A 15,095-nucleotide genomic window follows, 5' to 3' on the forward strand; every position below is an offset into this window, starting at 1 on the left:
TTAAGCCACTTTATTACTATCCTCAGTCGTGCCGGCAATGGTTTTTTCTGCTCCGCCGGCACCGATTGAATCAATATACTTGTTGATTGATTCCGGTACTTCCTGGAAAAAGTCATCATCACGGAAATAAATCTTTTGTTTAAGCGGAGCACTCTCCATAGCGGCCTGAGTGAAATAACGTTGCAGACGGTATAAAGGCCCCGCGATCTTGTGTGAGTAGAAGAGCCCCCAGAGTCCAGCGATTCCCGAGATGCTTAGGGCCACTACTATGAAAACGTTTGTCATAAATTGTTTCTGTTCGTGAATCATTAAAAAGAAAGGGTGATCAGGAGGAAGATTAAGTGCTTCTCCTCGCTGCATATAAGAGTGGAAAAAGTAATCGTTTGCCAGGTAGATCACCGACATTGAACAGATCGAGATGAGGAGCAGTGAGATCATGAACTGGATCTGAAAGTCGTTGTTGATCAAGAATTTCTTTTCACGCAATAGTAAGCTGACGAGCGGGATTCTTTTTTTAGTTGTTTGCATAGTGTGGTCCTGATTATTGATTGTTCCCATAGATCATTTCCTCTTTTTCATCTTGGTTGTAATTCATTTCAATTAACTTATCTTCAATCGACGGACCATCTTTAACGTCGTCGATGAAATCATCCACTTCTTTCTTTTTTGTCTTTTTGAAAGAAGCTACTGTACGGCTGATGTCTCCTTGAGACTTGAATGCCATAATTCTATCCATGAAAGAGTCTTCGCGGATCAGCTCATTGATGTATTCAATTTCTTCCATGTTCAGACCGTTTTCAGCAAGCGATTTGATCATGTTGATTTCCGGATAAGTGTAATTTTCCTGAATCATCAGGTAGTACACGAAACGCGGGTCCCACTTTTCAGTGTTAGTCACAGTTTCTTTTAACTTGTTTTTCTTCTCAATGATTGCGTCTTGAATACGTTTGATGTCTTTGATGGTGCTATTGCGGTCCATATAACTTTGTTCCAGCATGGCCTGCAATTCTTTTACACCTTCTTTTGTCTCGTACCCTTGTTTCGCAGTCTTGATTTCTTCGCGAGTAGAGTCATCAATGCGAACGTTGTTCTCATTAATAACGGCTCCGATTTTGTCCAGGTCGCGCTTTCTTTTAGCTGAAAGCACACTCCCTTCAGATTTAAGATTCTCATCAAGAACTTCAGCGCTTGTCACTTGTGCCTTTTGTGAGCGATCGTTGTCTTTTAGGAAGAAGTAAACTCCCCAAAGAACTAGAAAGCTCGTAAAGGCCAGAATGGAGATTGTTCTCATAATGGTTTCTTTCTTTGATTGTTGCGATTTTGTTCTAAAGTCCAAAAACGTGCAGCTGACAAAATCCCAATGTTGATTGAACCTATTTTAGAGAAATGAGTGAGAGCTTCAATAGGAGTCGGGGATACTTGGAGAAAAGTGAAGGGATACGAGGGTTTGAGGGCGATTTTAAAGAAAATTTAGAGTCGCCAAAAATTCCGAAAAAGTGGCAAAAAAAAAGGGCAGGATGACCTGCCCTTAAGATTGCGAAGCTAAAATTTTATTTTCCAACACTTGCAGGCATTCTTCCGCCAGTAACTGCTTTTTCTTCAACTTTCTGTGCAATGGCCTCATTGCCTTTAAGTTGGATAATCGCCAGCTGGTCGTTTGATTTTCTAAGCTCTAGAGCAAGCTCAGTATTAACCTTAATAAGGTTTTTCATATCATCTGCAGGTTTCATTTTTTCAAGTTGTCTTTGATACTCCATTACTGTTCTCGTCTTAGCAACCAGCTCCTTTTTCAGGTAAGCTGTTTCTTCGCTATAGCGCTTTTCAGTTAGAGCAGTCATTTTATCAGTGTTAATTGATTTCTCAATTAAACGATCTTTTGATTTTTTTAACTCATCTTCAAGATATGTGATTTTCTCTTCGTAAAGTCTTTGTTGCTGATCAAGCAGCTTATTAAGATTGGCAATCTTCATGTCTTTTTCATTATCAGTTACTGCCACTTGCTGATTAGGGAATTTATAATCTGAAACCGGGTAAGCAGCATATGATGCTTTTCCACCTTCAGTATAAAGAACTTCCTTGGCCTGCACAGAGACTGTTGCAACTGTTAATAATGTCAGGATTAATAGATTCGCCTTCATAAGTTTTTCCTTTAGTAGTTTAAGGTCTATGAAGCTTGTCGGTGAGGCAGGTAAAATACTTTAGTAAAAAGCTCGGCAAGGCCAAAATAAAAAGGCCCGGGATCACCCAGGCCTTTGATTATTCTAGAGTTATAGACTCTCTGGAGTCGCATCCCAGTGTGTAGATGGAACGCCTTTTTTGTTGATTTTAACAACTCTTGAGTAAGAGTCCAGGATCTCTGCCAGTAGGGCAGACTTCTCTTGCTCTGAACACTGATCCCCACAAGCTTTCAGCATTTCAGCAGTAAAGATAGCACCAACCGTATAAGGTCCGTTTAAGTTTTCATCACAAGCGTAGGCCCCTTCAAGGTTATGACCTGCTGGGCATTTCGAGTGAGTGAAACCAAGGCTCACGCCATTACCATCACTGTGGCGTGCTTCGTGGAAGAAAACACCAAGGCGGTAGATAGAGTTTGCTACAGCTTCTTTGTTTGCCTTGTTAGGGTTAACCTGAGGCATGAAGAGACCTTCACCAATCTGGATGATTCCCACTCTTGGAGATTCAACGACAGCTTTGATTGATTTCTTTAACAGACCTCTTGAGATCTTTAGAGAGTAAACTTGTTTTTGTTGTTTACCACCCATATAGATACCAGCACCGATGTTACTCATGACTGTGATACCTTTTTCTTCTTCTTCATTGATCATATCGTTAGCAAGACCGTATGGAAGAACGTCCTGGTTTGGAAACGTCACTCCAGATCTCTCAACTGAGATAACTTTCTTAATAAGAAGTTTTGGAAGTGTAAAAGCGTTTTCTTCGATAACGTAGTTAACTCTTTCTGATAACCAGCCTGTTGCTGAATTAGTGTCAACCTTGCGAAGTCCGATGATCTTTAGATCTTCAGCCGATGTGTCGCCTTTAAACTTAAGGTTATCCAGGACATTTAAGTCTTTTTCGATCAAGTCTCTAAGGTTAGATTTAACACCTTTTGAAACAATGATATCGCTTGCGTGAGTAAGTGCAGACGTTGCCAGAAGTGAAGCCAAGATGATTTTTTTCATGTTTTTTCCCTGTGTGTGTAAAGCTGGGTCACCATACCTTTTTGAGCAAAATTCTCAAGTAACCTGAAAACTTTACACAAGCCCATGATAGTAGAAGAGGCTAGCTGTTTTTTATTTTATTTTCATACCTTAGCTCTCTTTTTATAAGGTCTTATACTAGATAACCGATAAAACCCTTATGAATAGAAATAAGATAAATTTTATCCTCGTCACTTTAATCCTCTCAATGCTGGCTTCGTCGTGCTCGTACTGGCCTAAGACCCATGTCGATCATGAACAGGGCCGTGAGATTGCGGCTTCTGAAGTCGATCAGATCATTGAGGAGCTTAAAAGTTATTATGAAAGCAATATCAGTCTGGCGAGAAAACAAGAGATTCAGACTGTGCAGGAAAACCTGCTTAAGTACTTAATCGAAGCTACATCTGCTGATGATGCTTACAAAATTAAAATTTATAAAGAAGCCTCTGAATACTTCAATAAAATCTATCCGCTGATTCTCTCTAATATGAGAAACGAAAAACAGGGGATTAATGAGTTTAAAGAAATCAAGAAGGCCCCACTTTGGACACTCAAAGAGGAGCTGCGTTTCCTTAATAAGGAAGCTGACTCTCTTCCAGCTCCCAAAGTAAAGGTTGATTTGCTTCAAGGCCTCTCACTTCTTTCTCAACTCTATAAAGGTATTGATAAACCAACTAAAGAAAAGCTTGGGGCCAATTACCAGGCAGGCGTGACGAAAGTGATGGGAGAGAATTTTGATCTTCACCCTAGCTTTAATGAAATTGAAACACTACTTGAAAGTAATGGCTCAGATGAAGAAAAAATTCTTAAGGCCATTAGTACGATTGAAAAGAAAATTAATAAACACGAATCGAGAATCAGGCACATTGGAAGCGAGATTGCCAAAAGCGGTCACGTCGATATGAACAACACTCAGTTGAGGCTGGTTGTGACGTTCATGGACTATTACTTTAATAAGATGCCAGACGACGTGATTAAAACCATTATGTCTGAACTGGTCACTGGAGGCGCGAAGCTTCCTGAAGAAGAAGTGATGAAGATCGTATTCCAAAACACCGGGCCAGGCCTTGGGAAAGTTCTTCAGCAGATTGGAAAAGAACAAGGGGTAGGAGATAAATTCTCTAAGCTCATGGGTATTTTAGAGTCTTCTGGTAAAGAAGTTCCTATTCATTTAGTACGCGAAGTTGTGGAGACAGATAAAGGGGGATTTGAAGTTAAGGATATTATCAAAAAACCTTTAGGGACGGGGACTATCGCTCAGGTTAACCGTGCAAAGATCTGGCATGATGAAAAAGAAGTGGATGTGGCCCTGCGCTTTTTAAAGCCGGGAGTTGGCAAACGCTGTAAAGAAGATATCGCCATCCTTCGCCAGTTTGTTCCTGAAAACGAAGCTCTCTTTGCCAAAGAAGGTGTCGAAGATATCAAGATTATGTCGACGCTTATTGATAGTGTTGAAAAATTCCTCGATGAAGAAGTGAACCTAAGTGTTGCTGTTGCCAGACAGAAAAAAGCTTTTGAAGTCTATAACCGCTCAGTGAAAGTTTCTGGTTCGCCAAAATTTAAGATGCTGGAGATGCGCGTGCCTGAGGTTTATCTTCCACCTGAAGGAAAATCAAACCTGCATATCCAGGAATTTGCCGGTGGCGGTGTCAAATTTGCTGAATTAGATGATACGGCCACAAAAAAGATCGTTGCTGAAGAGATGGTAAGAATGTGGTTTGAAGAGGCCCTTTTTAAAAGTGGTTTCTTGAACGCCGATCTTCACCAGGGGAACTTCCGCATCGTTTTAATTGAAGAAGACAACAAGATTAAAGTTCAGCTTTATGACTTTGGTCTCTCATCAACGCTGACAAAAGAAGACCAACGCGCTTTCTTATTAGTGGGAGCGGGAGCTTATATGAAGTCGCCAAACACCCTGGCCGACGGACTTATGGTGTCGATGGATTCACAGGATAAAAACCTGCGTGCGAAACTTTTAAAAGACATTGAATCAGAAATGAAGGTGAGTCCGAATAAAAGACCAGAGGACTGGGTTGTTTGGTGTGTACAAAAAAACTACTTCGTCTCAGACAATCTGGGGGCCTTTGCCCGAGGATCACTTCTTTTAAAGCAGCTTCCTGAGAGTATGGGAGAGACAGAGATGTTCAAGGACACCATCGTTAAGACGGCGGTAAAAAACCTGGGGCACGCTGTTGCCGACCGCGATTATGAGTATCCCTTAAAGAAAATCGACATGGTTAAGATAGGGGCACGACAAATAAAAAATTATTGCATGGACATTTTTAAGTCGTTTTTTAAATAGTCGATGTTATACTTTTTTTATGGATAAAGTGAAACCCACTGTTCTGCTTGTTGACGACGATTCTGGCCTCCTGGAAGTCTTTAAAGAAGGTCTGGAAGATTTGTCTTTTAATGTCCTGATTGCTCACAATGGCGTTGAGGCCAAGAAAATCCTCGATCAAAATAAGAAAATTGACTGCCTGATCACCGACATCTCGATGCCTGAGATGAATGGGGCAGAGCTGGTGACTTATCTTCGTGGAGAAAAAAGGGATATCCCGGTCTTTTTCATTACCGGGTACATGGATTACTCGCGCGAAGTTTTAAATTCATTTCACCCAAAAGCGGTGATCTTTAAGCCGTTTGATATTGAAGAGGCGGCGCTGCTTATTAAGAATCATTTCTTAAGAGCTTCTTAGCTATTTCCAAAAGTCTTCGTGATAATTAAAACCAGTCATCTTCTTCACTGTCTGCAGATACTCATGCACTTTCGGCTCAAATTGAAACTCCGGCACAACATACATTCCCCATAAATGAGCAGCGATCATGATGTCCATGATGGTCAGCTCAGAGCTCTTATAAAACGGTTTTAGCTCCGTTATAAGCTCTCCGCTAATAACCGCATTCAATTTATCTACAAACGTCTGTTGATTCTTTACCAGGTCTTTAAAAGGCCCACGCTTCACTTCTTTTTTTGTTTGAAAATAGCGGCGAGAGTTTTCATCAAACTCCGGTGTCCAAATCCAATAAGGCATGGCCAGGGAGTGAACAGGAGAGCCGATTTTATACAGAAGTGGGTTTAAAAGAGCTTCGTTTTTAGCTAGCTCATCCCATTTTAAGAGATTCTTTGGGTCTTTAAGTTTCAAGATATCTAAACTTTCATTCATCGCCCGCCCGTCGAATTCCACGATCGGCAGCATCTTTTTTCCCGTGAGTTTCACTGGAGTTGTTTCATCGTCATAAGGCGTGACGTGAGATTCATAGGTTACACCCAGTAAACCAAATCCCATGCGGACGCGGACACAAAAAGGGCAATGAACGTAGTGGTAAAGTTTCATATTTGTCAGATCTCTATTAGGTCGGGAATACTTACTAATTTCTCTCCAATATACACCGATAAGTGTCCCATGAAAATAGCACTTTGGTTGACATTTTTTTCTTCAACGCCTCTTCTGGCACAGCAATTTTTACCTCCTTCAGACAAAGACCTGATGGCGGTGAGCTTTAATTTTTTAGAAGAGTCAAAAAAAGTGATGTCCAAAGTCCCGGAAGAAGACTGTGACAAAAAACGCGAGAAAGAAAAAAAGGTTGTAGAAAAACCACAAGGGCAGGAAATTTTCTGTCTGTGTGAACTTAAAGACGGACAAATTAAAGACCCATCGCTGCTTGAATCACTGATTGGTGAATACGATTCTGAATTAACCATCAACACTGGTAACGACAACTTCTTGCATGGGGGCCTTCAGAAAATGGGTGATAAGGCCCGCTCACTTGATGGCGATGACCGTGGAAGAACATTTAACGGTGGTTTAAACTACAGTTTGATTGGAACAGAAGGCGAATTAAAACTTAATTTAGATTCCACCGGTTTTGGAAAATTCAGCAAAGTCGATGGTTACAGAAAAACCCCTGACGGAAAATATTATTTAAACTTCCGCGAAGTAAATACACTCGATTTGCGCCTGGATAAAAACTTCAAAAAATCAGAGACCGAAAAATCTTACTGGATTGGAGAGTTTAAGTTTACCAATGAAACAGATGACGGAAACTTAAGCCGTGGTGTTCAGGAATGGTGGCATTCTTTCAATAAAAAACAAATGGGAATGAATGTGATCCAGTACAAATATTTAAATGAAGAGCCAGATAAAAATACCGTGACCATTATGGGTGGTGTCGGAAAAGAATGGATTAAAAATATCGGAAACTGGAAATGCCAGACGCGCTTAGAGGCCAAGGCCGGAGCGAGTGTGGACTTCTCTGGGAATATGTCGATGGAAGTGGGCGCTAAGGCCGAGAACAAACTATCGCACTCATCACTTCCATGGCTTGCCCTCTCTACCTGGGTTCAAGCAGGAACGGGGGCCATGGGTCCTGGAGGAGAAGGCGGAATTATGCTTTCTGCTGAGAAAAAATTTAGACAAGTCACTATCAAGCCTTTTATTGGCATCGAACGTCATAGAACTTCAATGGATAAAAAATTTGGCGAAGTTTCCGGCAAGCCTTATGAGAACTATCACGTTTTAGGCGTGACAATTAAGTATTAATTGATCAACATAGTTTCATGAGAAAAATTTCAAAAGAACTCAATGCGCTTTTTTGGACGCAGCTCTACGGTGCACTTAACGACAACCTTTTTAAAAGTGCCTTGGTCATCCTGATCACTTATAAAAATATCAGTCTTTTTGGAGTTAATTCAGCTTCAATGGTCGCTTTGTGTGGCGGTGTCTTCATTCTTCCATTCTTTTTAGTTTCAGCAACCAGCGGTCAATTAGCAGACCGTTTGGACAAAGTCTGGCTCTCTTACCGAATCAAAGAAGCAGAAGTGGGGATTGCGATTCTCGGGGCCCTGGGCCTTATGATGGATAATTATTACATCATGCTACTGGTGCTTTTTTTACTGGGGTTGCAGTCGACCTTTTTTGGACCGATCAAATACTCACTCATTCCACATTATGCACCTAAAGAACAATTGATCTTTGCTAATGCGATGGTGAGTTCCGGGACATTTGTGGCCATTTTACTCGGAACAATTATTGGTGGGATCGCCGCGAGCCTTGGAGATAATTACTGGCCACTGATCGCCGTGCTTTTAATTATTGCTTACCTCGGGCTTTATTACGCTAAAAAACTTCCGCTACAAAAAGATCCTAACGAGATTAACGAAGTAGACCGCCAGATCAAAGTCGACTGGAACTTTTTTACGTCGACAAGAGACATCTTAAAGCTGGTATTTAGAAATCCAATGACTGCACTACTAATTGTCGGTCTTTCTTGGTTTTGGTTTATGGGGGCAGGGCTTTTATCACTTCTGCCTTTAGTGGCCAAAGATATTTTCCATGGCAGTGAAGCAGTGGCGACAATGATGCTTTTTACTTTCACTATCGGAATGGGGCTTGGTCCTTTTATCCTGGAGAAGGCAACGAAAGGAAAAGTGAGGCGTTGGGTGATCCCAATGAGTTTAGTGGCAATGACCCTGGTGATTTTCGATTTATCTTACGTTATTAAAATTGCTTCAAGACAGAGTTTTCTTTTGAGCCTGACTCAAAATATTGGGATCAAAGATTTTTTTGCTCTTAATATGAGCGCGAGAACGGTTGTCGATTTATTTCTCCTTTCTCTTTTTGGTGGAATGTTTACTGTTCCTCAGTTTGCGGAACTTCAAAGAGTGACTAAAGACAGCGAGCTTTCGCGAATTGTGGCCGGAAATAACATCATCAACGCTCTGGCGATGGTGAGTGTTTCAATTCTTCTGATGCTGTTTCATCAACAAAAGTTTTCTCTTTCTCTGATCATGGGGATTCTTGGCGGCTTGAATATCGGTATGTGTATTGCTCTTTTATATTTCTATAAAGAGGAATTTAATAAGTTCTGGAGATTTTAGTTTGAGTAAATACAATGCCATCCTGGTTGATTTAGATGGAACTCTTTGCAACGTTGAACACCGGGTTCATCACGTAAAGAGCAAACCAAAAAATTGGAAAGCTTTTAACGAGGCCATGGATCAGGATGAGTCTTATTTCTGGTGTATTGAATTGATTGCGGCCATGAAGGCCCGTGGATACTTCGTTTATTTTGTCACAGGTCGAGACGAGAACTTCCGTGCAATGACGGAAGCATGGCTTAAGCGTCATAACGTTCAGCATGACGGACTATATATGAGGGCCGCAAACGATTTCCGTGAAGACTCTGATGTCAAAGAAGAGTTGTACAGAAATGAAATCGAGAATCACGCTCAAGTATTATTCGTTGTAGATGACCGAAAAAGCGTTGTCGAGCGCTGGAGAAAGATGGGGCTTACATGTCTGCAATGTGCTCCCGGAGATTTTTAGGAAATCTTAACATTCAATCAAAAATCCTCGTGGTAGAAATTCTAGTCGTAGAAAACCATGAAAAAGGATTTTTTGGTTATGAATACATTCTATCAAGTTCCCAACTGGCCTCTTGTCTCTTTTGAAAATGAAGCCTTCATGAGTCTTAAGAAAATGTTAGTGGGTTTTCTCTCATCGCATTTGCTTAAATCAAGGCCTTCTATTAACCTATCCTTAGATTATTACGGATTCGATACTCTTTTCATTGATAATTACTAAGGAAGGTAAAATATGAAACTAACTTCTGTTGTGGCGATCGCCATGCTTATGTCTGTTAGCTGTAAAATGGAACAGTCAAAAACTGATGATAAACCAGAGCAGGGAAATCAGCCGATCGTTGTTTCAACTGAAAGAAATTTCACCGACTCTGAAGTTGTGATCGGAAAAAGAATTTGTGCTGCTTTAAAAAATAAGCGCGAGCTTTTTGAAACGATTACAAATATGCAGGAGCAATTCCGTTTTAGAGGGGAGAGCAGAGATTGTGGTCAGGTTAATCCATCAACAATCGTAGAGTTTCCGGCCTCTATTTCAAATACCAGTACAACAGATTTTGAATACGTTTCAACGAGAGTCAATTTCTTCAGAGACGTGATCACTGACCAGTCTGGAGTGATGAAACCTTTTTGTGATGCTTTTGCAAAAAATGGAGCGGTTTCAAATCAGATTACGAGCGGAAATAATTTGCTACGTTTAAATCTTCTTATCAGCGAAGGTTATGATCGCATTGAGATTGCGAAACTTAACAAGGATAAATCGCTTGTGAGCACTGAAGCAGTTTCAATCATTACTTCAACGTCACAAGCGGGTAAGAAATTTTTTGGAGTGGAAAAAGACCGCATTCGTTACTCTCTATGTTCAAGTGCAACGAATGCAAAACAATTCTCATCAGTCAGACAAATCTGGCTAAGTGCTATAACTCCCTTTTAGTTAAGGGAGTTATAAGCTTTAACGATACCTTCAGCAGATAAATCAAAACGAGCATAAAGCTGGTCTGCTTTATAAGCACTTTGTCCGAACTCTCCGCCAATTCCCAGTGTCTTTGCCTTAAACTCAACACCGTTCGTATGAAGAGCGTGGATGATCATTGATCCCATACCACCAAGAACCTGGTGATCTTCAACCGTGATCATCTTGCCTTTTGTTTTAGCAAGAGCAGACTTTAATGTTTCAACATCAACGTGGTTGATGAATGAGTTATTGATAACTGTTGCTTTAACACCTTTTTCTAAAAGTTGTTTCTGAGCAGCTAGCGCTTTTCCAACCATTGGCCCTGCTGCCACGATTGTGACGTCAGATCCTTCTGTTAACACTTGAGCTTTGTTCCAAGTGTACTTAGCACCTTCAACGTAGCTTACCGGGTGATTTTCTCTTCCTAAGAAGAAAACTGTTGAGTTTGGAGTTTTTCCAGCTTCACGGTCTTTAGCAAATTGAACCAGACACTCGTACATTAAACTTTCTGCTTCGCTTGAAGAAGAGCAGTTTACAACGTTCATGTGTGGGATTGATGAAAGAGCAGCAAAGTATGTTGTCGCCTGGTGAGAGGCACCATCAGCAGCATCCTGGAAACCAGTGTGAGAAAATAGGGCGATCACTGGAGCTTGAGAAAGACCGGCCATAATGAATGGAAGGTTTCCTTTTGTGATTCCGAATTGAGCGAATGTATCGACGATTGGAATAAGACCTACTTTAGATAGACCGATAGCTGATGAAACCATGTTTGCTTCAGCGATACCAACGTCAATGTAGCGGTCCGGGAATTCTTTGTGGAAAGCTTTAATCCCAGTTGAGCTTTGAAGATCAGATGAGATTGAGAAAACCGGAAGGCCTTCTTTAGCTGCACGGATAATCGCGCGGGCAAATCCATCCTGAACTTTTTCAGTTTTAGCTGCAGGAGCAGAAGCCTCTTTTGGAGCTGGTTTTGATTTTAAGATATCTTCTGCCCAGCTTACGAATTCAGCTGGAGCTTCACCGTTGTAGATTTCTTTAACGAAGGCCACAAGTTTTTCATCGTAAGCAGAAAGAGGGTAGCCGTGGCCACCACTTGCACTCTCTACAGTTGATTTAACACCGTAACCTTTGATTGTTTTAAAAACGATTGCTACTGGTTTGGCCGGATTTGCTTTTGCCGTTTCAATCGCCGCTTCAATGGTCACATAAACTTTTTGCAGGTCATGGCCTTCAGCCACTTTTACAACTTCCCATCCAAGTGGAGCAAGGGCTTCAAACGTTGGGTTCATTGAGAATGAATCAGCATCAATTCTTCCACCAAGTTTTGTGTTGTTGTCTGAAACAATCATCACAAATGGATTCATTTTATTTTTAGCAGCAAGACCTGGAATCGCAGCGAATGATTCGCGTGCTTCACCTTCCATGGCCCCACCATCAGAGATCGTACAGATTGTCACACGGTTGTTGCCTACAATTTTATCGGCCATCGCCAGGCCCTGCGCCTGAGGAAGACCTGAGCCAAGAGGACCGTTAGAAATTAAAACTCCTTGAGGATTCAGGTGAGCTTCACCGTGACCAGTAAGTTTACTTTCAATGCTTCTGAATTTTCTCAGGCCTTCAAAGTTTTGATCATCAAAGCCGTAGTTTGCTCTTAGAGCATAGATGCCGTTTTCAGTATGTCCAGCATCGTTAACGAAGTGGAAACTATCAAACCAGTTTTTTGTTTTATCAGCGAACATAATAGCGTGAGTTGCGGCCATGATTTCAGCAAAAGCAGCAGGTCCACCCCAGTGGCAAGCAGCTCCTCCAATAGTCGCGTGTTGATTCATCAATGCTACAAGAGCACGGGTCGCGCGAGGATCAGCAACAGTTACATCCTGACCAGCTTTGTTCTTCACAGTAAGAGCATATTTTGGAGATTGTTTTGGGTTCATTGCGAGCGATGCTTTAAAGTTGAGCGCTTTAATCATGGGGAAATCTCCTATGGGTTAATTAGATTGGACTAAAATTTGGTAAAGCATAGCAAAACTTTGTGGCATTTTTTAGGATTATTTTCCTAAAGATTTATTATGCTTAGGGCCTAAAACTAAAGGGAATACTCCGAATATACTCAGTTTCCCTATGTTGGCCCAAAAATCCTTAAGAAAAGGGCCTGCTCTGACGATAAAATCTATTGTGAGGTAGAGGTATGTGCGAAATTTGTAAATCGGAAGGCAAAGACTACAGATTCTTAAATGGGACGAAAGACCATATTGTGACTCAGCAGCTCTATAAGGTTTATAAAAACTCAGTTGCCCCTGTGCGTTTATGCTATATCCACTCTATTGAACTTTTCATGATCGGTGAGAAGAGATTCCTGAGAGAGCACCTTTCTTTTGCGCGTGCTCTTGCGACTCGTTCAAAAAAATTATCTTCTGCGGCCGACTCTCCATTTGGCTTTTAGGTCTCAGTGTAGCTAAAATAGCTGCATGGAAAATCGAGACGTTTTACAAGCAAAAAGTTTTATTAATAACGAATGGGTTGGTCACTCAACGACTAATATTTTAGTGGTCAAAAACAAGTTCGACCAAAGCCCTCTGGCCACGGTGTCGTACGCTGATCCATCTGAAGTTCAGTTTGCTATCGCCAATTCAGTCCAGGCTTTCCAGAGCTATTCTAAAATCAGTGCTGCTGAAAGAAGAGACTACCTGTTAAAAATCAGAGAAGGGCTTTTCCAGGAGCGCGATAAGTTTATTAACCTCATTGTTTCAGAGGGTGGAAAACCCGTTAATTATGCCACTCAGGAAGTGGAGAGATCTCTCCTTATTCTTCAGTCGGCGGCCGATGAAGCTATCCGTGTAAGCGGTGAAGTTGTCCCAATGGATTTTGGTTTAGGTAAAGGCAAATCGGCCCATACAAAAAATTATCCCATTGGTCCCATTCTCGCTATTTCTCCTTTTAATTTTCCACTCAACCTGGCCATGCATAAAATCGCTCCGGCCCTAGCTGTTGGGTGTCCGGTGATTTTAAAGCCATCACCATACACACCACTAACAGCTCTTGCTCTGGCTTCACTTTGTAAGCGCGTAGGTCTTCCGGCCGGCGTTTTAAACGTAGTGGTTTGTCAGAATGAGGAAGCTTCTTTAATGCTTAAAGATGAGCGTTTAAAAATGCTTTCATTCACTGGTTCTGCAGAAGTGGGCTGGAAGTTAAAAAGCGAAGCTGGAAAGAAAAAAGTTGTCCTTGAATTAGGTGGAAACGCTGCTGTTATTGTCGATCGCACGGCCAATTTAGATGAAGCCGCTAAGGCGATTGCCATGGGGGCCTACAACTACGCCGGACAAGTGTGTATCTCAGTTCAAAGAATCTATGTTGATGCTGGAGTCTTTGATGAGTTCCTGGAAAAATTTAAGACGGAAGTAGGTCTGTTAAAAATTGGAAACCCGGCCGAAGAAGGTGTCGTGGTTGGGCCAATGATTGATAGAGTCCATATCGATAGAATCGACAGCTGGATTCAGGAAGCTAAAACTAAAGGTGCTCAAGTGATCTTTGGTGGAAGTGTTCTTGATTTAGAGCACTCGCTTTATTCACCAACTCTTTTAACCAACACAACTGCAGACATGAAGATTGTCGCTGAAGAGGCTTTTGGTCCGGTGGCGATTATTGAAAAAGTGCAGTATTTCGATGAAGTCATCCGCGAAATCAATCGCTCGCGCTACGGACTTCAAGCAGGATTATTTACCAATCAGCTCTCTCAAATGAAATACGCCCACGAGAATCTGGAAGTCGGGGCCTTGATTATTAATGGGGTGCCGGGGTTCAGAATCGACACGATGCCTTATGGCGGGGTGAAGGATTCAGGTTTTGGGCGCGAAGGTGTGAAATACGCCATGGCAGAGATGCTTGAGCCGCGATTACTTGTTTATTAAATCTTTGCCTGAAGACTTAAACCAATTTCAAGAAATCTTTTAATCTCCTCCTCCTTAAAAATTTCAGGAGCGAGGAGATAGTATTTATCTCCAAAAATAACAATGTGCCATTTTCCTTGACCAACAAATTGATCTAGCAGATTAACTTCTTCATTAAGAGTTTTAAATTTGTTTTGATAAGAATCAATATTGCTTAATTCTGAGTAGTGAGTTGAGGTTTTTCCCTGGAAATAACGATACTCTGCTTTTCTATGTCGACTAAAGTTGGACGTTCTATGAAAGATTTCATTGGGAAGTTGTTGGACGACTATAAAACCATTTATAGATTCCAATTTAATAAATCCACTAAAGGCTTTGCCTGATGAGTGTTGCTGATGGGAGTGACCTCCCGATATATCTAATCCGTACTGCATCAGGCCTGCAGCGATGATTCCGCTTTTGAAATCATTTTCAATTTCTAAAATTTTATTTTTGTCATTCAGAAGAGTCCATTGAGGCAGGAAAAAGCCATAGAGATCTACATTTTTGCGAGATTTTTGACGTTGATGCCGGATGAGTAAGATTACTATGATTACTCCAAGAATGGTCACTTGAGATAGGAGATGAGTTTTCACATGAACCTCTTAAACTAGTTTGAGTTAATTCTAGCATAAAATAGGATGGGGCGGTGA

15 protein-coding genes are annotated in these 15,095 nt (G+C 41.3%); 8 read left to right on the forward strand and 7 right to left on the reverse strand.

The features are described 5' to 3' along the window. From AC6JA8_RS06000 to AC6JA8_RS06015, 4 genes are all read right to left on the reverse strand, one after another. A complete protein-coding gene (locus AC6JA8_RS06000; protein WP_497976231.1) occupies positions 1-558 on the reverse strand; it encodes a hypothetical protein in 558 nt (185 codons plus the stop codon). Next, positions 542-1,291: a hypothetical protein gene (locus AC6JA8_RS06005; RefSeq protein ID WP_102242892.1), complete on the reverse strand. Its 750-nt coding sequence runs from the start codon at positions 1,289-1,291 to the stop codon at positions 542-544. Before AC6JA8_RS06005 ends, AC6JA8_RS06000 begins: the two co-directional genes overlap by 17 nt. A 259-nt stretch (positions 1,292-1,550) precedes the next feature. Next, complete coding sequence (locus tag AC6JA8_RS06010) at positions 1,551-2,138, reverse strand: hypothetical protein (RefSeq protein ID WP_497976232.1); 588 nt, start codon at positions 2,136-2,138, stop codon at positions 1,551-1,553. Positions 2,139-2,267: 129 nt separating this feature from the next. Continuing rightward, entirely contained in the window at positions 2,268-3,182 is a 915-nt protein-coding gene (locus tag AC6JA8_RS06015) for a hypothetical protein (RefSeq protein ID WP_497976233.1), read from the reverse strand. A gap of 178 nt (positions 3,183-3,360) precedes the next feature. Here AC6JA8_RS06015 and AC6JA8_RS06020 point away from each other — a divergent pair, with 178 nt between their 5' ends. Together AC6JA8_RS06020 and AC6JA8_RS06025 are read left to right on the forward strand one after the other, a co-directional pair. Further along, entirely contained in the window at positions 3,361-5,502 is a 2,142-nt protein-coding gene (locus AC6JA8_RS06020) for an AarF/UbiB family protein (protein ID WP_497976234.1), read from the forward strand. A 19-nt stretch (positions 5,503-5,521) separates the two neighbouring features. Continuing rightward, entirely contained in the window at positions 5,522-5,899 is a 378-nt protein-coding gene (locus tag AC6JA8_RS06025) for a response regulator (protein ID WP_497976235.1), read from the forward strand. Here AC6JA8_RS06025 and grxB read toward each other — a convergent pair whose 3' ends face one another. Further along, positions 5,900-6,538 (reverse strand): glutaredoxin 2, encoded by a 639-nt coding sequence (gene grxB / locus AC6JA8_RS06030; RefSeq protein WP_497976236.1) that lies wholly within the window; start codon positions 6,536-6,538, stop codon positions 5,900-5,902. Between the two features lie 69 nt (positions 6,539-6,607). Here grxB and AC6JA8_RS06035 point away from each other — a divergent pair, with 69 nt between their 5' ends. From AC6JA8_RS06035 to AC6JA8_RS06050, 4 genes are all read left to right on the forward strand, one after another. Continuing rightward, positions 6,608-7,744: a hypothetical protein gene (locus AC6JA8_RS06035; RefSeq protein WP_497976237.1), complete on the forward strand. Its 1,137-nt coding sequence runs from the start codon at positions 6,608-6,610 to the stop codon at positions 7,742-7,744. Between the two features lie 17 nt (positions 7,745-7,761). Further along, on the forward strand, positions 7,762-9,081 hold the full coding sequence (locus AC6JA8_RS06040; RefSeq protein ID WP_497976238.1) for an MFS transporter: 1,320 nt from the start codon (positions 7,762-7,764) through the stop codon (positions 9,079-9,081). 1 nt (position 9,082) lies between these two features. Continuing rightward, positions 9,083-9,529, forward strand: a complete 447-nt coding sequence (locus AC6JA8_RS06045; RefSeq protein ID WP_497976239.1) for a phosphatase domain-containing protein — start codon at positions 9,083-9,085, stop codon at positions 9,527-9,529. Between the two features lie 270 nt (positions 9,530-9,799). Continuing rightward, positions 9,800-10,495 carry a hypothetical protein gene (locus AC6JA8_RS06050; RefSeq protein ID WP_497976240.1) on the forward strand — a complete coding sequence of 232 codons (696 nt, stop codon included), beginning with the start codon at positions 9,800-9,802 and terminating at the stop codon, positions 10,493-10,495. On the opposite strand, the gene AC6JA8_RS06055 is transcribed toward AC6JA8_RS06050, so the two are convergent. Further along, on the reverse strand, positions 10,492-12,486 hold the full coding sequence (locus AC6JA8_RS06055) for a thiamine pyrophosphate-binding protein (protein WP_497976241.1): 1,995 nt from the start codon (positions 12,484-12,486) through the stop codon (positions 10,492-10,494). The two genes, AC6JA8_RS06050 and AC6JA8_RS06055, sit on opposite strands and share 4 nt — an antisense overlap. A gap of 218 nt (positions 12,487-12,704) precedes the next feature. Between AC6JA8_RS06055 and AC6JA8_RS06060 the strand changes: the two genes are divergently transcribed. Further along, complete coding sequence (locus AC6JA8_RS06060) at positions 12,705-12,959, forward strand: hypothetical protein (protein WP_102242904.1); 255 nt, start codon at positions 12,705-12,707, stop codon at positions 12,957-12,959. 25 nt (positions 12,960-12,984) lie between these two features. Continuing rightward, on the forward strand, positions 12,985-14,424 hold the full coding sequence (locus AC6JA8_RS06065) for an aldehyde dehydrogenase family protein (protein WP_497976242.1): 1,440 nt from the start codon (positions 12,985-12,987) through the stop codon (positions 14,422-14,424). Here the strand turns inward: AC6JA8_RS06065 and AC6JA8_RS06070 are convergent. Continuing rightward, positions 14,421-15,038, reverse strand: a complete 618-nt coding sequence (locus AC6JA8_RS06070; protein ID WP_497976243.1) for a hypothetical protein — start codon at positions 15,036-15,038, stop codon at positions 14,421-14,423. The genes AC6JA8_RS06065 and AC6JA8_RS06070 overlap by 4 nt on opposite strands. Between the last annotated feature and the right edge of the window lie 57 nt (positions 15,039-15,095).

It is taken from the genome of Bacteriovorax sp. HI3 (assembly GCF_059738875.1).